Source organism: Anoxybacillus sp. UARK-01, from assembly GCF_002075365.1.
Classification (GTDB): Bacteria; Bacillota; Bacilli; order Bacillales; family Anoxybacillaceae; genus Anoxybacteroides; species Anoxybacteroides rupiense.
The window spans coordinates 1-23,210 of record NZ_NASY01000030.1; the positions used below are offsets into that span (position 1 = coordinate 1).

Sequence of the window (23,210 nt, forward strand, 5' to 3'; positions counted from 1 at the left end):
GTTTAGAGCTCGTTGTAACGCTTTGATGACTAACTCTTTCGTCATTCGTGTATCGATATACCATCCTACCATCTTGCGAGTATATAAATCCATGATACTGGCTAAATACAACCAGCCTTCATCGGTAGAAATGTACGTAATATCTGCCATCCATACTTCATTCGGAGCCGTTGCTTGGAAGTTTTGTTTCAATAGATTGTCATATACGTTGTAAGGATGGTTACTGTTCGTAGTGGCTTTGAATTTACGGACGGTAATGGATCTCAAGCCTTCTTCCCTCATGATGCGAGCGACCGTCTTTTGAGACACTCGAATCCCTTGTTTGCCTAGTTCTTGCGTAATTTTCGGGCTTCCGTAAATCTTACGGGACTTTAGATACTCATTTCGAATCTGTTGAGTGAGTTGTTCTTTTCGTTTTTTCTGTTTACTTTTCGGACGCTTGAGCCAGTCGTAATACCCACTTCTTGAAACACCGAGCACTTGACACATCTTCACCACGCGAAATTCGTTTCGGTGTTGAAAAATGAATGCGTAAATTACTTCTGGTTTCTGGTGAAGATGCCTAACGCCTTTTTTAGGATCGCTAATTCCTCCTCCAACTCTTGATTACGACGGCGTAACTCAATGATTTCTTGATTTTGTGGCTTGATGTTGCCTGAACCCACAAAACTCTTTCCGTTGCTTTCTTTGTATTCTTTCACCCAACGGTGAAGAGTGTTGTAAGCCAAACCTAACTCTTTTGCCACTTGGGCGATGGACTTGTCCCCCTCCAAGCATAACTCAACCGCTTGAATCTTGTACTCTTTGTCAAATGTTCTCTTTTTCATGATTGGACACCTCGAACCTATTGGAATTAAGTTTATTATAATCTCCCTGTTCTCCATGTCCACTTTTTAGACTAACATCATTTCTTCAAGTGAAACGTTACGTGAATCTCTTTGCTTTTCATCATTTATGTCCAAGAAAGCAGGAGGTTTCTTTTTAGTTTTTCTCCCTCGTTTGCTTCGTTCATTTTTATAATGGATCGTTCATAAACAAGTGGATTTTTTTATTTTATATTGAAGCTCCATTAGTCGTAAATAAAATATAGGCGAAAGCGGAGCATCACCTGCTTATATCAAATATTGAAGGATCAAGTAATATGGATCGTTGCGTGCAATGACGAACTAGGCACATAGGTAAAATACCATCATATGTGGCCATAAAATCAATTCAACTAAAAAAGCACCCCGAGGGATGCTTCATAGTGTTCCTTAAATAATACATTTTCTCTTCTTTAGATTATTCAAAAAACAATTTTGCATTACTACAATCATTTTTGCTACCATTCCAACGATGCTTATTTCCATGGTTAGAACCTGTTCCACTGTTATTGTTGGATCCATTTCCCGTACTAGCTCCACCTACACGTCTACAATTTGGATTGTTTAAATCGTTTCCGCAATCGTAGTATTGAGTTTCTCTTTCATTGACTGCATCCACTGTTGTTGGATAATAATCCTCTACTCTATAAACATCGCGTGTGACATTCACAATTCTTGTTGGATGAACTCGTCGAATCACATGATGGTTGGTTGTCGTGTTCACAATCGTTCTTGTGGGATAAACAATCGTTTTTTCAGTGTTGTTGTTGTTTGATCCGTTGCAGCCAAAATCGGAAACGCCTCCTACCTCATCATGATCTTTCCAGTGCTTGTTCATCATTCGTCCCCCCTTTTCTCAACAGGATTTTTTCTTACAATATATTTCTATTCAAGTAATGTACATGCTGTACAGGCGGTAAAACTAGCAAATCGAAAAATATACTCTTGTCTATGAAAATGTTCTCTTAAATTGCACGTTCTTCAATCACCAATATTCAATGCATATTCAATTGATTCAAAATCGAAGGATTCAAACAACCTCGTGCATACCTGTTTCATTTCTATTATTCGCATACTTCAACACGTATTCTTATGCATATTTTGGGTTATTTACTCTATTTTTAACCTCATCTCCGAGAGATTGCCAATTCTCCTCGCTTCATAACAGCTTGTAGTTTCTTCTGTACGGTGATCTTATCCTCTTTTGTGCAGGCATCTACGGTTCATGATCGGATGGCTTATTTAGTAGTTACTAAATCTCTTATTCAAAAAATAGGTACGAGTAAATCAACAAATCCAAACCATTTCTCGAGATGGATCGAAAAGGCAGAAAGAAAAAGGAGTCACTTTCACGATTCACATCATACTCACACTACTATTATGCTTCATTTAAGAGAGCAGCTAAAAATCATTTCGGAGCCACCTTGGACGTTCATCGATTGAAATGAAGATGAAACCTCTGATTATGCGCTTCGGACCAGGCACTGCCAATCCCTTATCAAATTTAAATAATATGGGCAACATATGATCAAAAACCAAACAAAAAGCACAGCTCCTATATATAATAAGGAGGCTGCGCTGATGGGGTTACATGACGCGCTTAAACATTTTTTCAAGTTCATAGGTAGAAAAATGAATCATGATGGGTCTTCCGTGCGGACAAGTGAATGGATCCGTTGTTTTGCGCAACGCTTCCAGCAGCGCGAACATTTCTTCATCGCGCAAATGCTGATTCGCTTTAATCGACTGTTTGCAGCTCATAAGGATGGCCGCTTCCTCGCGCAATTGTTTAAGATCCACTTTTTTCATGGCGAGCACTTGCTGAATCATCTCTTCAATAATTTCTGTTTCTTTTCCTTTCGGAAACCAAGCGGGATGCTCGCGCACTATAAAGGTATGGTGGCCAAACGGCTCCAGAAAGATCCCGCAGCTTGCTAATTCTTCTCGATGTGCCTCGATTAATACATATTCATTGGCGGCATATTGCAGCGTGAGCGGCACAAGCAATGTTTGCACCTCATTTGTTACATGCGCCACCTTTTCACGAAAATATTCGTACTTAATTCGTTCTTGAGCAGCGTGCTGATCAATTAAATATAAACCATTCTCGTTTTGCGCTAAAATATAAGTTCCATGCAGCTGGCCGATCGGATAAAGAGGCGGAATTCTTTCGACAGACTGCTCTTTTACACTACCTTCCACCGGCATGTCCGCTGCTGATTCCATAGGCTTCTCTATATCCCTTTGGTTCTCTTCTATCCATGCAGCCTTTGAACGTTCGATGGACGGCGCTTCCTCGCGAACGGTTGACCATTCACGGCGCGTCTCTTCTTGGCCACTCGTTTCGGCAGGTGCTTCCGCCGTTTTGTCAACCGTATGCTGAAATACAAAAGAAGCTTGCTCATTTCTTGGTTTTTCCGGCCGCTTCACGATCACTTCTGGAATCAGCGTTCGCGATTGGAAGGCTTGGCGAATCGCGGATTCCACCAATTGATTTAATTCAGCCTCTTTACTAAAGCGCACCTCCAGTTTGGCAGGATGAACATTCACATCCACTAACATGGGATCCATCTCAATCGCAAGCAAGACAATGGGATAGCGGCCGATCGGCAGCAATGTATGGTATCCTGACTCAATGGCTTTCATTAATGGAATGTTGCGCACATATCGCCCATTCACAATCAAAGAGATATAGTTCCGCGAAGCGCGCGTCACTTCCGGTAACGAAATGTAGCCTTTCACAGTAAAATCTAATGATTCCGCCTGAATGGAAATCATTTTTTTCGCTATATCCATTCCATAAATGGCGGCGAGCGCATGACGGACATCGCCGTTTCCGCTCGTATAAAGCAATTGCTTGTCATGATGACGCAAGCGAAACGAAACATCAGGATGAGCCAGCGCCAGACGATTCACAATATCCGTGATATGTCCAAGCTCTGTATGAATGGTTTTCATATATTTTAATCGTGCCGGTGTATTGAAAAACAAATGCGATACGGTAATTTCCGTTCCTTTGCGGCTATTTGTGCGCTCATGTTTGACAAGCTGGCCCCCTTTAAGCATAATGAGCGTCCCTGGTCCACTACCTGTGCTTGTTTTCATCTCCACCTCCGATACGGAAGCGATGCTTGGAAGCGCCTCGCCGCGAAAACCGAGTGTGCGAATGCGAAATAAATCATGTTCATCTTTAATTTTGCTTGTCGCATGGCGTTCAAAAGCAAGCAAACAATCCTCCTCTTCCATGCCATCTCCGTTGTCAATGAGACGGATTTTCGCAAGCCCAGCTTCCTCCAAATCAATTTCAATTACTGTACTGTTGGCATCCAACGCATTTTCAACAAGCTCCTTGACGACAGAAGCAGGACGTTCTACCACTTCGCCGGCTGCAATTTTATTGGAAAGATGATCATCGAGCTTGCGAATTTTTCCCATGACCTTATCCCTCGCTATCTAAGCATTTTTTGTATCTCATATAATTGATTAAGCGCTTGAAGCGGCGTCATATCCAGTAAATTCAACGATTCAAGCCAACGAATCACTTCTTTTTCTTTTTTAGACAACAATGCATCCTTTGATTTCGCTGGCGCTTCTTCAGCAAATAAACTTAATTGCTCAAATGGCTTTGTTTTTTCTTGTCCCGGCCGCTCTAGCTCCGCTAAAATCTCTTTTGCACGCTGAATTAATTCAGCTGGAAGTTCTGCTAATTCCGCGACGTGAATGCCATAGCTTTGATCAGCTGGGCCGTCTTCGATTTTGTGAAGAAATACGACTTTTCCATCCTCTTCAATGGCTCTAACATGGACATTTTTTAATCGTGGAAGCGCTTGTTCTAATACCGTCAATTCGTGATAATGTGTACTAAACAGGGTTTTCGCCCCAATTTTATGATGAACATACTCGATAATCGCCTGTGCCAATGCCATGCCATCATAAGTGGAAGTGCCCCGCCCGATTTCGTCAAATAAAATTAAGCTGTTTTGCGTTGCATGGACAATCGCGTTACGTGCTTCTAACATTTCAACCATAAACGTACTTTGCCCAGATACAAGGTCATCAGCCGCTCCGATTCGGGTAAATACTTGATCAAAAATCGGCAACACCGCTTGATCCGCGGGTACAAAACAACCGATTTGCGCCATAATCGCTGTGAGCGCCACTTGACGCATGTAGGTGCTTTTCCCCGACATATTAGGCCCTGTAATAAGCAAAAGCTCACGCTCACGATTCATCATACAATCGTTTGGAACGTACGTTTGTGATCCTAGCACCTTTTCGACGACAGGATGGCGTCCAGCCTGAATCCATAGCTCACGCTCATGAGAAAAGCGCGGCCTTACATAATGACGCTCTTCACTTACTGTAGCAAACGACTGCAGCACATCAAGCTGGCTGATCATTTTGGCCAGCATTTGCAAGCGAGGAATAAACTGTTTAACCTGTTCCCGAATTTGTACAAATAGCTCATATTCTAACTCCATGCTTTTTTCTTCCGCTTCTAAAATGAGCGCTTCTTTCTCCTTTAATTCCTGAGTGACAAACCGCTCTGCATTGGCTAGCGTTTGCTTTCGTTCATAACGTCCTTCCGGCAGTAAATGAAGGTTGGCCTTCGTCACTTCGATATAGTATCCGAACACGCGATTATAGCCGATTTTCAGCGACTTAATGCCCGTGATCTCACGCTCTTTGCTTTCCAGCTGGGCAATCCATGTCTTGCCATTGCGGCTGGCATCTCGAAAGCGATCCAATGTTTCGTTATAACCGTCTTTAATGATATTCCCTTCCTTAACCGATAGCGGCGGCTGCTCCTGAATCGCTCGCTCCAACAGCTCCACAAGCTCAAAGCAAGGGTCAAGACGTTCAGCCAGCTGCTCCGCCTCTTGATGGTTTAAACGTTGAACCACTTCCTTTAAAGCAGGAATTTGCTGCAATGATTTTTTGAGCTGAACAAAATCACGAGCGTTGACATTGCCATAGGCGACACGTCCAGCAAGCCGCTCTAAGTCATAAACCTCGCGCAGCAGCGTGCGCAGTTCTTGGCGTTCAAAATATTGCTGAAGCAATGTTTCCACAATGCTAAATCGCCATTCAATCACTTCGCGATCCAACAAAGGACGATCAAGCCACTGCTTTAATAAACGGCCGCCCATGGCTGTCACTGTTTCGTCCAAAAGCCAGAGCAGTGAGCCTTTGCGCCCTTTTGACCGAATCGTTTCCGTCAGCTCTAGATTGCGCTTCGAATACACATCCATTTTCATGTATTGATCGACCTGATAGACTTGAGCCGGCTGCAAATGATCCAAACTCCGTTTTTGTGTCCGCACAATATAATGGACGAGCCGGGCAAACGTCATTTTTAGCTTGTCCTGCTCCAAAGCTGCCGCAACGGTAAAAAATGTTTCTGGGAGTACCGTGTTTTCTTCCTCAGACACGGTCATATCGTAACGCTCTTTCAATAACTGGCGCAACGTTTCTGGAAAATCTGGTGAAATAACGATTTCCTTCGCACCAATCGCATAGAGCTCATTCATCACCTCTTCCCACGAGTAAAGCAGTGTCACTCTGTTTTCTCCTGTCGATAAATCCATATAAGCCAATCCGTATGTTCCATCTTGAAAAGCCGATACAGTTGCCAAATAATTGTTCTCTTTCTCAAGCAGCCGCTTTCCTTCCATCACCGTTCCCGGCGTAATTAACTGAACGACCTCACGGCGAACGACTCCTTTAGCTGTCTTCGGATCTTCCACTTGTTCGCAAATGGCAACTTTATAACCTTTTTCAATGAGTTGCTCGATATATCCTTGCGCCGAATGATAGGGGACACCGCACATTGGAATCCGTTCTTCTGCTCCACCGTCGCGGCTTGTCAGCGTGATCTCTAATTCTTGAGCCGCCTTCACCGCATCCTCAAAAAACATTTCATAAAAATCCCCTAAACGAAAAAATAAAAAGGCATCTGGATATTGTGCCTTGATCTGTAAGTATTGCTGTATCATCGGTGTGTATGTAGCCATTGCTCTCCTCCAACCGTTACGATTTCACGCTTTTTATTATAACAAGGGATAAAAGAAAAAACTAGGAAAATCGCTTTCCTAGCTTACTCGTCATCCCCAATTAGAACATCTGGGGTTAAGCCTTCTAATTCATCATCTACATCATAATCAAAATCTTCTTCACTGCCATAGCCATCTGGATGAATCGCCACCCATACTTTTGTTTCTCCGATCACCTCTGCCACAAATTCTCTTTCCGCCTGCACTACAATCTTGTTGCCATTGGCAGAAATCGTGCATTCTAAGCAATTCGGCTGCTGGACCACACGAACAATGATGTCGCTATCATCACTGATCACTTCATCGTCATTGCGATATTTTAATTTTACAATATCTGTATAAGAAACTGTTTCATTCACTACCTCTGTTTTTGTGTTGTTATGATACGAATACCACACATTAATGTCATAGCGTCCATGAATTTCAATGGTTCGGCCGTTTTTCTTTGCTTCATAGCGATGGTTAATAATCCAGCATCCTAAAATACTTGACGGATGATTTGGCGCAGCAAGCGTATGTGTCGACTGTGAAAATTTGCGCCCTTTTCCGACGACTGATTTTGTAATAATTTCTCTGTATTCAGACATACGAGCAAACCCTCCTCAAATAAATCTTCAATTCATCCTATGCATCTTTGCGCCTAATGTGCACATAAAGTTATCAATAAATCCGTATAGTTCATTGTATGCGGGGTTGCTCGAATATGTGCCTATTTTTTCAAATTACAATAACTTACTTATTTAATTACAAATATTCCAATATTTATATAAAAATGAACAGAGCGAGGAGCCGATTTCGACACATAGAGTACGATAAGCATGGTGTCTTTCTCTCACTATATAGAAAAAAGAGACTCTTTTTGAACTGAACCCCCCAAAGTTAGACAAAACGATTGGAGTTCGGTTCATTTTAGAGTCTCCTTTTTGCTTAATGGCAGCCGTAGCTACGATTTCTCATTTGCGCTCCTGTCTCTCCGCTGAGCAAATCGCCACCAGTGGAAGTAATAATTTCATCAGCCACTGTTTTAGAAATGGTAGAAGCGACTAGCTGAAGGAGATCATTCACTTCCAGTTGGGATTGCTGAAACTCATCAACAATCGGAATTTGAGAAAGCTGTTCGTAAATGTCATCAATCTCTGCCTCTACTTTTTTTAACGCTTCATGCTTGCCATAATGACGAAGGTTGACAGCCTGCTTTTGCAGCGATTTCATTTGCTGAATCATCGTGCGCACTTTTTCGTTTTGGTTAATTTTTTCTTCCGCGCGCTTGAAAAAATCAACTTCTTCTGTCTCGGCGATCATTTTCGCTAACTCTTTCGCCTGAGCTAAAATGTCGTCTCTTGTATATTTCGCCATCCTATTTCACCTCAATCGCTTCTTCTACCATTTCACCATCTAATGTCCACGTTTTGGCCTTGGTAATCCGCACTTTGACAAGCTGGCCAATTGCTGATTTTGGACCTTTAAAGTTGACAAGCTTATTTTTGCGGGTATAACCTGCAAGGACATCAGGGTTATTTTTGCTTTCACCTTCTACTAATACTTCGACAACCTGCCCTTCATATTCCTTCAATTTCTTCGCAGAAATTTCATTGACGAGAGTATTCAAACGCTGCAAGCGCTCTTTTTTCACTTCCATCGGCACATTGTCCTGCATTTTAGCGGCCGGTGTACCTTCGCGAGGTGAATAAATAAACGTATAGGCGGAGTCAAATTCAACTTCACGATATAGAGATAACGTTTCCTCAAACTGTTCATCGGTTTCATTCGGGAAGCCAACGATAATATCTGTTGTCAACGCTACATCCGGAATGGCTGCTTTAATTTTGCGCACAAGCTCTAAATATTGCTCTCTTGTATATTTGCGGGCCATCATTTTTAGCACAGCCGAACTTCCAGATTGCACAGGCAAATGAATATGTTCCACTAAATTGCCGCCTTTCGCAAGCACCTCGATTAGATGGTCATCAAAATCGCGCGGATGGCTCGTCGTAAAGCGAATACGAGCGATATCGATTTTGCGAAGCTCATCCATTAAATCGCCAAGGCCGTACTTCATGTCCGTAAAGTCTTTCCCGTAAGCATTGACGTTTTGGCCAAGCAGTGTGATCTCTTTATACCCTTGCGCTGCCAGATGGCGCACTTCCTGAATAATATCGGCTGGACGGCGGCTGCGCTCTTTTCCGCGCGTATATGGGACGATGCAGTACGTACAAAACTTATCGCAGCCATACATAATATTGACCCATGCCTTAATATTTCCTTTGCGTACTTTCGGCAGGTTTTCAATTACGTCCCCTTCTTTGGACCATACTTCTACAACCATTTCTTTTGACATATACGCTTCATGCAAAATATGGGGCAAACGATGAATATTATGTGTGCCGAAAATCATATCAACATATTGGTATTGCTTTAAAATTTTATTAACGACCGACTCTTCCTGTGACATACAGCCACATACACCGAGAAGCAAATCAGGATTGTTTTGCTTTAACGGCTTTAAATGGCCGATTTCTCCAAACACCTTATTTTCAGCATTTTCGCGAATCGCACATGTATTTAATAAAATGACATTAGCATCTTCTGGACGGTCTGTCGCTTCGTATCCAAGCGCCATAAAAATACCGGCCATCACTTCTGTATCATGCTCATTCATTTGACAGCCGTATGTGCGAATGTAAAACTTACGACCATTCCCCATGCCGCGAAACTCTTCCGGAATCGCAAAATCTTCATGATACTTCACTTCTTCTTTTCCGCGTCTTTTGGCCTCTTTTAAGCTTGGCGGAATAAAAACAGTAGAAAAATATTTTTCATAATCCTTGCTTGTTTTTTTCTTCAATTCATCCAAAGCGGATTTTTTGTCCGTTGGATGATCTGCCGTTTGAATATGATTGGTTTGCTCAAGACGTTGTTTTTCGTTCATAACGATCTCCTTTCTACTCTATCTGTGCCATATTACACACTATCATAGTATATAATTTGTCGCAAAGTTAAACAATAGCGTGATGCAACCTTTCCTATTTTCTTGTCTGGCCACATGCCAGACAATTTATAGTAACAAAAAACTCCTAAACAGGCAACCGCCCGTCTAGGAGCTTATGATTCGTTACATAAACTCAGCCACTAATTCATCGAATTTTTCTCTGCTCAATTGAAGGTTTGCATGGACAAGCGGTGTTTCGCTATAACCATGAATTAAATCTTGATACGATTTTTGTTCTTTATTTTGATAAATAAGACCTGTTACCAAGCCTTTATGTTTCATTAATGTTTGCATAGCCATTGTACGGTCAGATGGGTCATATTCGTCAATTGTGCTTAAATTCGTTAAATGCTCTTTAAACCAGTCATATGTGTTGACTTTATTGTAGGTCACGCACGGGCTGAATACGTTAATTAAGGAGAAGCCTTTATGTTTAATCGCTTCCTCGATTAAGTGAGTCAATTCCTTCAAATCGCTGGAAAAGCTCTGGGCAACAAATGTAGCTCCTGCACTTAGCGCCATTTCCATGATGGATAAAGCAGGCTCAACTGAACCTTGCGGCGTGCTTTTTGTTTTAAAGCCTACATCGCTCCGCGGCGATGTTTGACCTTTCGTTAACCCATAAATTTGGTTATCCATCACAATGTACGTAATATCGATATTGCGCCGGATGGCATGAATCGTATGTCCCATACCGATCGCAAAGCCGTCACCATCTCCTCCAGCTGCAATTACGGTTAAATCGCGATTGGCCATTTTGACGCCTTGAGCGATTGGCAGCGCCCGTCCATGAATGCCATGGAAGCCATAGGAATGAATATAGCCAGAAATCCGTCCCGAACAGCCAATTCCGGAAATAACAGCCAATTGGTGCGGCTCTAGGCCAACGTTGGCTGCAGCACGCTGAATCGCCGCTTGTACAGAGAAATCGCCGCATCCTGGACACCAGTTCGGTTTCACATCATTACGAAAGTCCTTAAATGTCGCCATGATTATAACAACTCCTTGCTTTTTGTGTAAACTTCATTTGGCAAGAACGGATTGCCATCATATTTTAAGATGCTTGAGATTTTTTCAGCATGTCCGACATTCATTTTTAACAGATTGGCAAGCTGGCCTGTTGCATTATGCTCAACGACAATCACTTTTTTCGCTTTTTGTACAAGCGGAAGCATTTCATCTGTCGGAAACGGATGAATGAGACGAACATGGGCATGGTTAACCTTCAAACCATCCCGCTCAAGCCGCTCCATCGCTTCTTCAATCGCTCCGCGCGTCGAGTTAAAGCCAACCAGCAAGACATCTGCTTCCTCATGTTTCGCATTTTTGTGAACTGGTGTTTGAAATTTGAGCTGCTTTAATTTCCGTAAGCGCTTGTCCATTTGTGCGTTACGGTTAGAAGCCACTTCAGACGGTTTTCCTGTTTCGGCGTGCTCCACCCCAGTTACGTGATGAATGCCGTTTATCATTCCAGGAAGTACGCGTGGGGAAATGCCATCGTCTGTGATTTCATAGCGTTTAAAATTCTCTTTATTTGCCAAAGGCGGGAGCTCGTCCGCTACAAGTTTACCGCGGCGAATTTGGATTTTTTCATACTCTAGCGGTTCCACCGTCTGTTTTCCTAAAGAAAGCTGCAAATCAGATAAGACAATGACAGGGCATTGATACTCTTCAGCTAAATTAAAGGCCTCAACCATATCATAAAAAGCTTCTTGAACAGTGCTTGGCGCCATAACGATTTTCGGAATTTCTCCGTGCGTTCCATAAATCATCGCCATTAAATCTGACTGCTCTTGTTTTGTCGGCAACCCCGTACTTGGACCTCCGCGCTGCGTATCGACAATGACTAATGGTGTTTCGGTAATGCCGGAAAGCCCAATGGCTTCCATCATTAATGAAAGACCAGGACCAGCTGAAGCTGTTAATGTTCTCACACCAGCATAGTTCGCACCAATGGCCATCGTACATGCTGCGATTTCGTCCTCTGTTTGAATGACTGTGCCGCCTAATGCTGGAAGCTTCTTAATTAAGTATTCCATAATTTCCGATGCCGGAGTAATTGGGTAAGCGGCCATAAAGCGAGCACCACCAGCAAGCGCACCGAGCGCAATAGCATCATTGCCAATCATATACATCCGCTTTTTGCCGTCTGCTTGGTCCAGCTTCATCAATTGGAGGTTTTCTCCAAGCTGTTCTTTCATAAATTGAGCTCCTGCCCGGATTGCCTCCATATTTTTTTCAACTACTTGCTGTCCTTTGCGACCAAAAATTCCCTCTACTACTTCTTGGAATACATTTATATCAAGACCGAGAACCGCGCTGGAAGCGCCGACGGCCACCATGTTTTTCATGAGAGAGGTCCCTAGGTTAGTCGCTATGTCTGTAAATGGCACAGCATACAGCGTGACATGAGATCCTTCTGGAATGACTGGATTAAACTTCGCATCTGCAATCACAATGCCGCCATCGCGAAGTTCGTGGAAATTAAAATCAATACTCTCCTGATCAAAAGCTACCAATATATCAAGATCGTCAGCAACGGAACGAACTTGGGTCGTGCTTACTCTAATCTTATTATTAGTATGTCCCCCTTTAATCCGCGAAGAAAAATGGCGATAACCGTATAAGTAATAACCTAAACGGTTCAATGCAATAGAAAATATTTCGCCTGTACTCTCGATCCCTTCCCCTTGTTGTCCTCCAACTTTCCACGAAAGCTGACTAACCATTTCTTACACCCCTTTAGCTTCCATCGATTATAGCATATACATTGCTATCCATAAGTGTAGCACTTTTCAAATGAAATCACTACCATTTCAGCTTGTGATTTTTTCAAAAAATTTAGCATACATCTTATACTAAACGATTACATTCTAGACCCATCGAAAAAAAAATGCAACCCTTTCTCTGAAAATTTGTCCCCTTCTTCCCATGATGCAATCGATTCACAAAAAAGCTTGATGAGGCAGTCTATTCGGCTTATCAACGAGAACAAGCCTCTTATGTAGAATCTAAGTGTTTTAAGCGATCCAACAGATAGGAATGAATCGACCGCTCCTCTTTATAAACCTCATCCGATATAGAGGTAACTTGATATGTTAACATTTGCGACAACATGGAACATCGTTGCATCTTTCTTTTAACGGTGTAATCTAGCGTAAGGATATCAATCCAATTTAGTGTGTTAGCATTTCACGTTGTATTTTATAGGGTTCTCGGTCATAGAGCGATGCTAGCCAATTAATTATTCACGAACGAAGGGCAAGGCGCTGAGGCGAAACGTTTGATCCCTCGCGCCCTCTAAATGTGAAACAATCGTTTTTCATTTATTATGACAGCTATTGCGGCAAATGCTCATAAAAATTGCGGAAAAGAAATTGTTCCACATCTGTTTCAGAATAGCGCTTTTGCAGCTCGTTAATTAAATTTTCATAACCTCTTGCATTCTCCAATCCCGCCGCTGTTGTTTCGATGCCGTCGAAATCAGAACCAAAGCCGACATGGCGCGAACCGCCAAGCGAGCAAACGTGCTCAAGATGGCGGAGAACATCCAAAACAGCAGCCTGCTCTGCGTTTTCAGATAAAAAATACGGAACAAAGCTGAGACCGATCATACCATTTTTGCGAATGAGCGCTTGAATTTGTTCATCACGCAAATTTCGCGGATGTGGACACAAAAGGTAAGCATTCGAATGAGAAGCAATTGGAAATTGGGCGATCTCCATCACATCCCAAAACGCTTTTTCCGATAAATGAGAAACATCTGTCCATCGTTTCATTTCATTTAATTGTTGAATGACTTCTTTTCCAAACTGAGTTAAACCAGCTCCTCGTTTTTCCCATGCCCCATCGGCAACAGCATTAGCCCAGTTCCATGTTAATCCAACTGACATTACACCAAGTCGCAAAAGGGTTTTCAGTTTGACAAGGTTTGTTCCAATCGCCTCACAGCCTTCAAGCGTAAGCATCGCTCCGATCTCATCATCTGCCAACGCCGAGATGTCCGCCTTGGACTGAACAAATTTCACATTTGGAAAACGGGCAACAATCTTTTCAAAAAACAAGTCCACCATTTCCAGCGCAGCAGTAAAACGAATTTCTTCTGGCACACGCTCAGGAACATAGATCGCAAAGCATTGCACCTTGCTGTTTATATTCATTAACGATTGCAGTGTTACATGGAGTTCTTTGCTATCATAAAATGATAAAGTCCGGTTGAGCCACAGCTTCATCAGAACATCACAATGTGCATCAAAAATCATCTGTAACCCTCCCAGAAGCAAAATAAAAATAACCTGTTTGAGAGCAAACAGGTTATGATATGATTGGACCCATCAGCGAGGTTCGACGATCAATTTAATCGCTGTGCGCTCTTCGCCATCAATGATTATGTCTGTGAATGCAGGAATACAAATAAGGTCTACTCCACTCGGTGCCACAAATCCTCGTGCGATCGCTACGGCCTTAACGGCTTGGTTTAATGCACCTGCGCCAATCGCTTGGATTTCGGCAGCTCCGCGTTCACGCAATACTCCAGCAAGTGCACCAGCTACAGAGTTAGGGTTCGATTTTGCTGAAACTTTTAATATTTCCATTCCTGGTTCCTCCTTAATTTCCACATAAGTTCATTCGTTATAAATTTCGTTCCATTTTTACTATATTCACTGTTTTCTCAAGTATTCCTGCTAGAATCAAAAATATTTTTTTAAAATTCTCAAAACAACCATTATTCAAAATAAGGGTGATCGTCGTTGATCATAACCCGTTCAATCGCTTTGGCTTTTCCCGTTTTCGGTTCGATATGAATCAATACAGCATTCAGCTGACTTCTTCCTTCAGGCACTTCAAATCGGACAGGAAGAGAGGTCAAAAACTTCCGCAACACAGCTTCACGATCTACTCCTAAAATACCGTCGTATAAGCCCGTCATGCCAACATCTGTCATATATGCTGTTCCTCGCGGAAGAATACGGGCATCAGCTGTTTGAACATGTGTGTGCGTACCTACTACTGCTGAAACACGGCCATCTAAATACCAGCCCATCGCTTGTTTTTCGCTTGTAGCCTCAGCATGAAAGTCTACGAAAATCATTGGCGTTCGCTGCAACGCTTCTGCAATTAATTCATCCGCCTTTTTAAAAGGACAATCAATGGCCGATAAAAACGTTCGTCCTTGCAAGTTAATGATAGCCACCTCTCCATGCTCTGTCTGTACGTATACAAGTCCCTTTCCTGGGGTCCCTTCCGGAAAATTAGCAGGACGAACAAGCGATTTCGCCTCATCTATAAACTCAAAAATATCGCGGTTATCCCATGCATGATTTCCAAGTGTAATCACATGAGCCCCCTGATCAAGAAAACTGCGATATATTTTTCCGGTAATTCCTTTTCCTCCTGCTGCATTTTCTCCGTTGACAATAATGGCACTCGGCTTATGCTTTGCTTTTAATTTCGGAAGATATTGTTCGACCATTTTTCTTCCTGGCGATCCCACAACGTCTCCAATAAACAACAGTTTCATCTTATAACCCTTTCTAATATTAGAAGTCTCACTAGTTCAAGTTTGTCATAAAACCAAAAAAAAATAAAGTGGCAATACCGCCACTTTATTTTGCATATTCCACCGCTCTTGTCTCACGAATAACGGTAATTTTTATATGTCCTGGATAATCAAGCTCTTCTTCAATCTGTTTGCGAATGTCGCGAGCTAAACGATGCGCCTCAAGATCATCAATGGCATCTGGTTTCACCATAATCCGCACTTCGCGTCCTGCCTGAATCGCATAGGATTTTTCAACTCCTTCATGCGATTCAGCAATTTCCTCAAGCTTTTCGAGACGGCGTATATAATTTTCCAACGTCTCACTTCTCGCTCCAGGCCTTGCTGCAGACAATGCATCTGCTGCCGCCACTAAAACGGCGATAATGGAAGTTGGTTCCGTATCGCCATGGTGGGAAGCGATACTATTAATTACCACCGGATGTTCTTTATATTTCGTTGCCAGTTCAACACCAATTTCAACATGGCTTCCTTCCACTTCATGATCGATAGCTTTTCCAATATCATGGAGCAAACCGGCTCTTCTTGCAAGCATCTCATCCTCGCCCAGTTCAGCAGCCATCAGCCCAGCTAAAAAAGCCACCTCCATCGAGTGTTTCAACACGTTTTGTCCGTAGCTTGTCCGGAACTTAAGACGACCTAAAATTTTGATTAAGTCTGGATGCAGCCCATGAACACCCACTTCGAATGTCGTTTGTTCCCCGACTTCACGAATGTGTTCATCCACTTCACGTCTCGCCTTTTCCACCATTTCTTCAATTCGCGCCGGATGAATGCGGCCATCTTGAACAAGCTTATCCAAAGCAAGTCTGGCCGTTTCTCGGCGAATCGGATCAAACCCTGATAAAATGACCGCTTCTGGCGTATCATCAATAATTAAATCAATTCCTGTCAATGTTTCGAGCGTGCGAATATTGCGCCCTTCACGGCCAATAATCCGACCTTTCATCTCGTCGTTTGGCAGGTTTACAACAGATACAGTCGTTTCTGCCACATGGTCAGCTGCACAGCGCTGAATTGCAAGCGATAAAATTTCTTTAGCCTTCTTATCTGCTTCTTCTTTCGCGCGCATCTCGGCCTCTTTAATCATGACAGCAATTTCATGGGATAGCTCTTTCTCAACACGCTCTAAAATAATCTGGCGTGCTTCTTCGCGCGTTAGGCTAGAAATACGCTCCAATTCGGCCTGTTCCTTGTTCACGAGTTCTTCCACTTTGCTTTCCATCTCTTCAATATGCTGTTGTCTTTGGTTAAGAGTGTCTTCTTTTTTCTCTAAAAGCGTCTCGCGTTTGTTCAGCATTTCATCCTTGCGGTCGAGATTCTCTTCCTTTTGCAGCAAGCGGTTTTCCTGTCTTTGTAATTCACTGCGACGATCACGAATCTCGCGCTCAGCCTCTGTTCGAAGTTTATGAATCTCATCCTTCGCCTCAAGAAGCGCTTCTTTTTTCAACGCATCCGCTTCACGTTTTGCTTCTTCAAGAATTTGGTTCGCAGCTACTTGTGCGCCGCCAATTTTCGCCTCAGCAATCGATTTACGAACAAAAAAGCCAACAACTGCACCAACGATTAGACCAAGCAAAGCGGAGATGATTGTACTGACCCCCATCCTTTTCACCTCCTCTTGCTATAAACTGGTTTGCTGTTTCATGAATGTCGGCGTGTACATTGTTACAAATTCAACATACAGCGCAAAGGCTTTTTCAGCTTGTCTGATCAAATGCATTTCCGACAAAAGGCCTTCAGCTATAAATTTTCATGATCCACTCATGCTTTGCCCGCCCTATTCAGCATGTCCCCTCTTGGAGAGAAAGTGCGGACTTCTACATTTTTCTTGTAAAATATACATGTTAATTTTAAAGGTGGTAACATTTGTTGTCAAGATAATAAGCATCGCAATATGACAGAATGTTTCAAAAACTAATCGGAATACGATGAAATGGAAATAAATTTCCTGTCATCTAGATATTCCATCCGCACAAGATCATTTTTCGTTTGAATATAATGTGTGACATTCGTGCAATAGGGTAACTTGCTCTTACTTCAAACATTTTGCGCATGGACTGTGGGGAAATGTGTAATAATCATCATGTTATGTTGACATGTCAACATTTGTATCGATATCAAGTTTGAACGGTTGTTCAACAATTGAGTGAAGTGATTGAGCAACACGGCTTCACAGAATCATGGACGGACTATAAAGGCGGCACGGTTCGGCTCTTCGTCATGCAAATGGCGCCATCAACAGGCAAGTTACAGAACTCTTCCGATCGCAGGTGTTTATAAACCCTCATTGGTTCCATCTTTATAAAGATTCGACTGTTATCAGAGAATAATGCTTAATAGAGACTGCTTGAATAAGACATTTTGGCTCTCGTATCGTACGTTATGTGCTTGGCATCATTGTACTAAAAAATGAAAAAGCCGTGGCTATCAAACCACGGCCCTTTTTGGCTATTCGTCCAAAAAGCCTAGTTCTTCTTGCTGATCCACCGAAGCGCTACCGTTGCCGCCAAGCTCGTCCACACCGTAATGCTGGCGAATTTCTTGAGCGATCTCCTCCATGATGTGCGGATTTTCTTTCAAAAATTGTTTCGCATTTTCTCGACCTTGGCCAAGACGCTCGTCCTTGTAAGAATACCAAGAACCGCTTTTTTGGATAATATCAAGTTCTGAGGCCATGTCGATAATTTCTCCCTCACGCGAAATCCCTTCTCCATACATAATATCCACATCTGCTGTCTTGAATGGAGGAGCCACTTTGTTTTTTACCACTTTAATTTTTGTCTTATTACCGACCATATCATTTCCTTGTTTAATCTGCTCAGCACGGCGCACTTCTAGACGCACAGACGCATAGAATTTCAACGCGCGACCACCAGGGGTTGTTTCTGGCAATACCTATAGATTTACCATTTCTATAGCTTGGACTATCTCTTCATCTCCGCATAGGAGAGCCTTGCGCTTCCAGCAGTAGCCTATCCTCTGCTGTACCCTACTTCGAACCGTTGTTCTTTTCGGTAGTCTCTACACCTTCCTTACGAATGGTAAGGCTTGGCACGGTATTACCCCATTAAAAATTGGAGGGCTCCACCGTTAGCACGAGAAGCTTTCTCGCACACCCCTAGGCAATCGGGTTCACAAGGTTTTTTTCTTGCTATCGCTAGCAAGGGAAACCCAGAATAGCAGCAGCTTAATCTCTAGATGATGCATAAAAAGGCAAAGATTAAGCAGCGATCGTTTGTTGATTTCCGAACATAACCCCTACTTTTTCACGGATTTGGTTAATAAAAATGGCGATCGTTTTAGATTTATTGATCGCTCCCGATAGCTTACGAAGCGCTTGAGACATAAGGCGCGCCTGCAATCCGACATGGGCGTCCCCCATATCTCCTTCAATCTCTGCTTTTGGCACAAGCGCCGCAACCGAGTCAATGACAACAATATCTACTGCACCACTTCTGACAAGAGCTTCCGCAATTTCAAGCGCTTGCTCCCCTGTATCTGGCTGAGAAAGTAACAGTTCATCAATGTTGACTCCTAGCTTCTGTGCATAAACAGGATCAAGAGCGTGCTCCGCGTCGATGAAGGCTGCCTGACCGCCCAGTTTTTGCACTTCCGCGATGGCATGAAGGGCTACTGTTGTTTTACCTGAAGATTCCGGCCCATAAATTTCAATGATCCGGCCGCGCGGATACCCTCCAACACCTAACGCGATGTCCAATGCTAAAGACCCGCTTGAGACGGTGGAAATTTGCCGATCCGTCTGTTCTCCTAGCTTCATAATCGATCCTTTACCAAACTGCTTTTCAATTTGCTTTAGCGCCTGTTCTAAGGCTGCTTGACGATCTTGGTTCACTCGCCATTCCTCCTTATGCATTACCTATCTAATAATATAACGTTTTTTTGCTGCTTTGCCAAGAAAAAAATCGAACGTTCATTCGTTTTCTTTTTATTTTTGCTGGTAAACAGGGAAAGTAAAGGAGAAGAATAAATGAATTTCCGCTGTAAGAAATAAGTGGGGACATTATCAAAAAATTTAAAGGAAAACGGAAGCCACAAAAACTGACAGCTGTGTCATAAGGAAGCTGTCAGTTTTTTTAAAATAGCGAAACAACCATATTTGATGGTACGCGTGCGAATCGTTTCACGGTCTCCGCTTAACAATAATGCATGCACTTCCGTTTCTTGTCCGCTGATCGATATTCCTACGTACACCGTTCCGACCGGCTTTCCTTCTAGAGGATCAGGCCCTGCCACTCCTGTAAAACTAATGCCAATATCCGCTTTGCAAAAGGAACGGACATGCTCCGCTAGCAACTTCGCGCATGGTTCACTCACCGCTCCGTCTGTTGCCAGCACAGAAGCAGGGACAGAAAGAACTTGCTCCTTTATTTCGTTTGTATAGCAAACAACCCCGCCTTTTACTATTTGAGAAGCTCCAGAAATAGCCGTCAGCTCGGCAGTAAACCGACCGCCTGTTAAGCTCTCAGCAGCCGCCACTGTTTTATTTTGCTCCTTTAGCCGCTCGACTAGCTTTGAAAACAACGTATCGTTGTCATATCCATACACATATTGACCGACGCGGCGGGCAATGGCGGCTTCCGTCTCATCAAGCAGTTTTTTTGCTTCCAAAGATGATTCATGTTTGGCTGTCAAACGTAATGTGACCTCTCCATCACCTGCAAGTGGCGCAATCGTCGGATTGGATTGATGGTCAATTAAATCGGCAATTTCTGTTTCCAACTGAGATTCGCCAATGCCAAAAAAACGCAATACTCTTGATTCAATGCGCTCATGACGCTCCAGCTTGCTCATAAGAAAGGGGCGGCCATATTGAATAAACATAGGCCTCATTTCTTTTGGAGGGCCAGGCAAAAGCATGTAGGTAATCGACGCAATCGTCAGAGCCATGCCTGGAGCCATTCCGTAGTCATTTTTCAACACTTCTGCTCCTTGTAATACAAGCGCCTGCTTTTTATTATTTTCCGTCATCGTTCGCTTGGTTCGTTTGAAATACTCCTCAATTGATCGAAGCGCTTCCTGATCCATCACAAGCTCCCGCTGCAAGAGATGAGCGATCGTTTCCTTCGTCAGATCATCTTTTGTCGGTCCAAGCCCACCTGTAAAAATAATCAGATTGGCCCTTTTTTGGGCTGCTTTGACCGCCGCTTCGAGCCTCGTTGCATTGTCGCCGACAACGGTATGAAAATAAACATTAATCCCTAATTCAGCAAGCTGCTGCGATAAAAACTGAGCGTTTGTATTCGCAATTTGCCCCAATAGCAGCTCTGAGCCGACCGCAATAATTTCAGCATTCAATGGCCGCTTCCCCTTTCTTCTTGGTTATTTGGAATGTAAAAAAGCATGCTTGTTTTTCAAAAAATAGTCCCAGCCAGACCAAATCGTAAAGATGACCGCTACCCAAAGAGCTAAATCGGCAAACGGAAAAGAAATAAACGCAAATGGCCAATTATGGAGGAGAAGTGCGGCGATCGCGACAATTTGTGTCCATGTTTTAATTTTTCCAAGCATGTTGGCCGCCACCACTTCTCCTTCTCCTGCCAACACAAGACGAAGTCCTGTAACCGCGAACTCTCGGCTAATAATGACGATCACCATCCAAGATGGCGCATAATTCAAATCCACTAACACAATCAAAGCTGCGGAAACAAGTAGTTTATCCGCAAGAGGGTCTAAAAATTTTCCCAAATTCGTTACAAGCTGATATTTACGGGCATAGTAGCCATCAATCCAGTCCGTAGCTGATGCGATAATGAAAATGACCGCACCGACCAAATGGGTTACAGGCAGCGAATAGGCTCCTGCTTCAATGTTCCCCCATCGAAAAGGAACGAGCATCACAATCAAAAAGAGAGGAATGAGCATAATGCGTGCTATCGTAATTTTATTCGGTAAATTCACAATCCATACCTCCGCTGCTGAACATGCAAAAGCCATCTACGACATAGATGACTCAGGCTTTTTCAATATCAGTTTAATTTTTTGGTATACCTCTTCTTTCGGATCAATCGGATAAGTCACCGGTTGTCCGTTCACCTTCATGTCTACATCTAATGTCCGACCGATTTTTACTAAAACCTCCGATTCCGACGTTAGATCAAACGTTTGGGTTTGTCCATTTGTCAAGTTCCCTTGGAAAAAGCTGTGGCCCTTTCCGTTGAATACTCCGATCCAAGAAGCTCCCTTCGATGTGAGCTCAAGCTTTAGCTCGTTGGCGGCCACCTCGATGGTAGACGTATTCCCCGTCTTTTCTATCACATGGAAAATAGGAGCAGAAGTGGATTCGTTCGAATCATCCTTATCTGCTTCTTTCTGTGTCTTTTCTTTTGCAGTTTTGCTGCTTTTCTTTTCTTTTTCCACTGCTTTTTCCAGCGGTGAATTTTTAGGACGTTCGACTTCTGTCGCTTCGCTGGTCATTGGTTGCTGCTGTTCTGCTTTTTGACCGCCGCGCTGCAAGAAAATCCACAGCACGACTGCCACTGCCACAATAACAGCCGCGATAAGCAGTTTTGGAAGCATGGACAGCCACTTGTCATGCTTCATCGAAACCTGCTGCCTGCTTTTTACGCGAGAAAGCTGCTCTGAAAATTCTTCCTGCTGCGACGAAGGGATTTCATGCTCGTATTCATGAAAAAGCTCCTCGGGATCCAGCCCTACTGCCTCAGCATATTGCTTAATAAATGCCCGAACATAAAAATTGCCTGGCATAATCGCATAGTTTCCTTCTTCAATGCCAAGTAAGTAACGTTTTTGGATTTTCGTGATGTCCTGTAATTCGTCTAAACTAATTTTTTTCGCTTCTCTCGCCTCTTTTAATCGTTTACCTAATTCCGTCAACGATAACACCTTCCACCTTTTTCTTAAAAATCAAATTCAGAAAAACCGTCGTGGGAAAACAGCGTCTGCTGATCCACAACATCGTATGTAATCTCCTCGGATGGATCATTCCGCAATTCAATAATATAGTCAAAATCATCCAGCGAATACTCCGTATGGCGAACAAAAATATCTGGATGCTCAACAACCTTTGTCGCTTCCAGCCGCATCAGCTCGCGTATAAGCTGCCAATGCCGCTCATTAGCTCGGCGGGTCGATACGATGCCATCCATGATAAAAATGTTGTTTTCACTGTATTCATCTTCAATAAGCTGGCTGCGAACCGTTTGCTTAATCAATGTTGATGACACGAACAGCCACCGCTTATTGGCGCACACGCTCGCCGCAACAATCGACTCGGTTTTTCCAACGCGCGGCATGCCGCGAATACCAATCAGCTTATGGCCTTTTTCCTTAAAAATTTCAGCCATAAAATCAACAAGCAAGCCAAGCTCATTACGCACAAACCGAAACGTCTTTTTGTCATCTACATCGCGTTGGATATAGCGCCCATGCCTTACCGCTAGACGATCAAGCAGCCTTGGCTGCCGCAGCTTGATAATCGTGATATTGTCCATCGTCCGCAAAATAGAGGAAAGCCGCTCAATTTGCTCGTTATTCCGACAGCGAAGAAGCATGCCGCGCCGTGAATCATCAACACCATTAATTGTAACGATATTAATGGACAGCATTCCTAAAAGAGATGCGATGTCTCCTAGCAGCCCCGGACGATTAATATGAATTTCATATTCTAAATACCATTCTTGTTTTTCCATCGCATTTCCTCCCCTCGCGCTTAAGGAGACACATGTATGAGGTGATAAATTCATACTACTATAATATCAATA

Annotated in this window: 17 protein-coding genes and 2 pseudogenes; all 19 read right to left on the bottom strand. The window is 43.1% G+C overall.

Features of this window, described 5'->3' with window-relative positions; genetic code table 11:
- Nucleotides 1–827, bottom strand: a pseudogene (locus B6A27_RS03970) (IS3 family transposase); the annotation flags it as partial.
- A gap of 454 nt (nucleotides 828–1,281) precedes the next feature.
- Nucleotides 1,282–1,701: a CotD family spore coat protein gene (locus tag B6A27_RS03980; RefSeq protein ID WP_080860362.1), complete on the bottom strand. Its 420-nt coding sequence runs from the start codon at nucleotides 1,699–1,701 to the stop codon at nucleotides 1,282–1,284.
- A gap of 749 nt (nucleotides 1,702–2,450) precedes the next feature.
- Nucleotides 2,451–4,298: a DNA mismatch repair endonuclease MutL gene (mutL, locus tag B6A27_RS03985; RefSeq protein WP_080860364.1), complete on the bottom strand. Its 1,848-nt coding sequence runs from the start codon at nucleotides 4,296–4,298 to the stop codon at nucleotides 2,451–2,453.
- A gap of 14 nt (nucleotides 4,299–4,312) precedes the next feature.
- Nucleotides 4,313–6,877: a DNA mismatch repair protein MutS gene (gene mutS, locus B6A27_RS03990; protein WP_080860366.1), complete on the bottom strand. Its 2,565-nt coding sequence runs from the start codon at nucleotides 6,875–6,877 to the stop codon at nucleotides 4,313–4,315.
- A gap of 83 nt (nucleotides 6,878–6,960) precedes the next feature.
- The gene (locus B6A27_RS03995; protein ID WP_080860368.1) at nucleotides 6,961–7,503 is read right to left on the bottom strand and encodes an outer spore coat protein CotE; all 543 of its coding nucleotides are present in this window, start codon (nucleotides 7,501–7,503) and stop codon (nucleotides 6,961–6,963) included.
- 340 nt (nucleotides 7,504–7,843) lie between these two features.
- Entirely contained in the window at nucleotides 7,844–8,272 is a 429-nt protein-coding gene (locus tag B6A27_RS04000; protein WP_066147332.1) for a YlbF/YmcA family competence regulator, read from the bottom strand.
- A 1-nt stretch (nucleotide 8,273) separates the two neighbouring features.
- On the bottom strand, nucleotides 8,274–9,845 hold the full coding sequence (gene miaB, locus B6A27_RS04005; RefSeq protein ID WP_066147330.1) for a tRNA (N6-isopentenyl adenosine(37)-C2)-methylthiotransferase MiaB: 1,572 nt from the start codon (nucleotides 9,843–9,845) through the stop codon (nucleotides 8,274–8,276).
- Between the two features lie 183 nt (nucleotides 9,846–10,028).
- Entirely contained in the window at nucleotides 10,029–10,895 is an 867-nt protein-coding gene (locus tag B6A27_RS04010; protein ID WP_066147329.1) for a 2-oxoacid:ferredoxin oxidoreductase subunit beta, read from the bottom strand.
- Nucleotides 10,896–10,897: 2 nt separating this feature from the next.
- Nucleotides 10,898–12,634: a 2-oxoacid:acceptor oxidoreductase subunit alpha gene (locus B6A27_RS04015; protein WP_080860370.1), complete on the bottom strand. Its 1,737-nt coding sequence runs from the start codon at nucleotides 12,632–12,634 to the stop codon at nucleotides 10,898–10,900.
- Between the two features lie 609 nt (nucleotides 12,635–13,243).
- Nucleotides 13,244–14,167: a dipeptidase gene (locus B6A27_RS04020; RefSeq protein WP_080860372.1), complete on the bottom strand. Its 924-nt coding sequence runs from the start codon at nucleotides 14,165–14,167 to the stop codon at nucleotides 13,244–13,246.
- A 72-nt stretch (nucleotides 14,168–14,239) separates the two neighbouring features.
- On the bottom strand, nucleotides 14,240–14,500 hold the full coding sequence (gene spoVS, locus B6A27_RS04025; protein WP_027408762.1) for a stage V sporulation protein SpoVS: 261 nt from the start codon (nucleotides 14,498–14,500) through the stop codon (nucleotides 14,240–14,242).
- A 131-nt stretch (nucleotides 14,501–14,631) separates the two neighbouring features.
- Entirely contained in the window at nucleotides 14,632–15,426 is a 795-nt protein-coding gene (locus B6A27_RS04030; protein ID WP_080860374.1) for a TIGR00282 family metallophosphoesterase, read from the bottom strand.
- Nucleotides 15,427–15,511: 85 nt separating this feature from the next.
- The gene (gene rny / locus B6A27_RS04035) at nucleotides 15,512–17,071 is read right to left on the bottom strand and encodes a ribonuclease Y (RefSeq protein ID WP_066147324.1); all 1,560 of its coding nucleotides are present in this window, start codon (nucleotides 17,069–17,071) and stop codon (nucleotides 15,512–15,514) included.
- Between the two features lie 845 nt (nucleotides 17,072–17,916).
- Nucleotides 17,917–18,360 carry a recombinase RecA family protein gene (locus tag B6A27_RS04040; RefSeq protein ID WP_369815494.1) on the bottom strand — a complete coding sequence of 148 codons (444 nt, stop codon included), beginning with the start codon at nucleotides 18,358–18,360 and terminating at the stop codon, nucleotides 17,917–17,919.
- A 340-nt stretch (nucleotides 18,361–18,700) separates the two neighbouring features.
- Nucleotides 18,701–19,342: pseudogene (gene recA, locus B6A27_RS04045) on the bottom strand (recombinase RecA); the annotation flags it as partial.
- A 197-nt stretch (nucleotides 19,343–19,539) separates the two neighbouring features.
- Nucleotides 19,540–20,784, bottom strand: a complete 1,245-nt coding sequence (locus tag B6A27_RS04050; RefSeq protein ID WP_066147322.1) for a competence/damage-inducible protein A — start codon at nucleotides 20,782–20,784, stop codon at nucleotides 19,540–19,542.
- Nucleotides 20,785–20,808: 24 nt separating this feature from the next.
- Nucleotides 20,809–21,387: a CDP-diacylglycerol--glycerol-3-phosphate 3-phosphatidyltransferase gene (gene pgsA, locus B6A27_RS04055; protein WP_044746072.1), complete on the bottom strand. Its 579-nt coding sequence runs from the start codon at nucleotides 21,385–21,387 to the stop codon at nucleotides 20,809–20,811.
- A 36-nt stretch (nucleotides 21,388–21,423) separates the two neighbouring features.
- A complete protein-coding gene (locus B6A27_RS04060) occupies nucleotides 21,424–22,323 on the bottom strand; it encodes a helix-turn-helix domain-containing protein (RefSeq protein WP_080860377.1) in 900 nt (299 codons plus the stop codon).
- A gap of 23 nt (nucleotides 22,324–22,346) precedes the next feature.
- Nucleotides 22,347–23,138: a DUF3388 domain-containing protein gene (locus B6A27_RS04065; protein WP_044746073.1), complete on the bottom strand. Its 792-nt coding sequence runs from the start codon at nucleotides 23,136–23,138 to the stop codon at nucleotides 22,347–22,349.
- Between the last annotated feature and the right edge of the window lie 72 nt (nucleotides 23,139–23,210).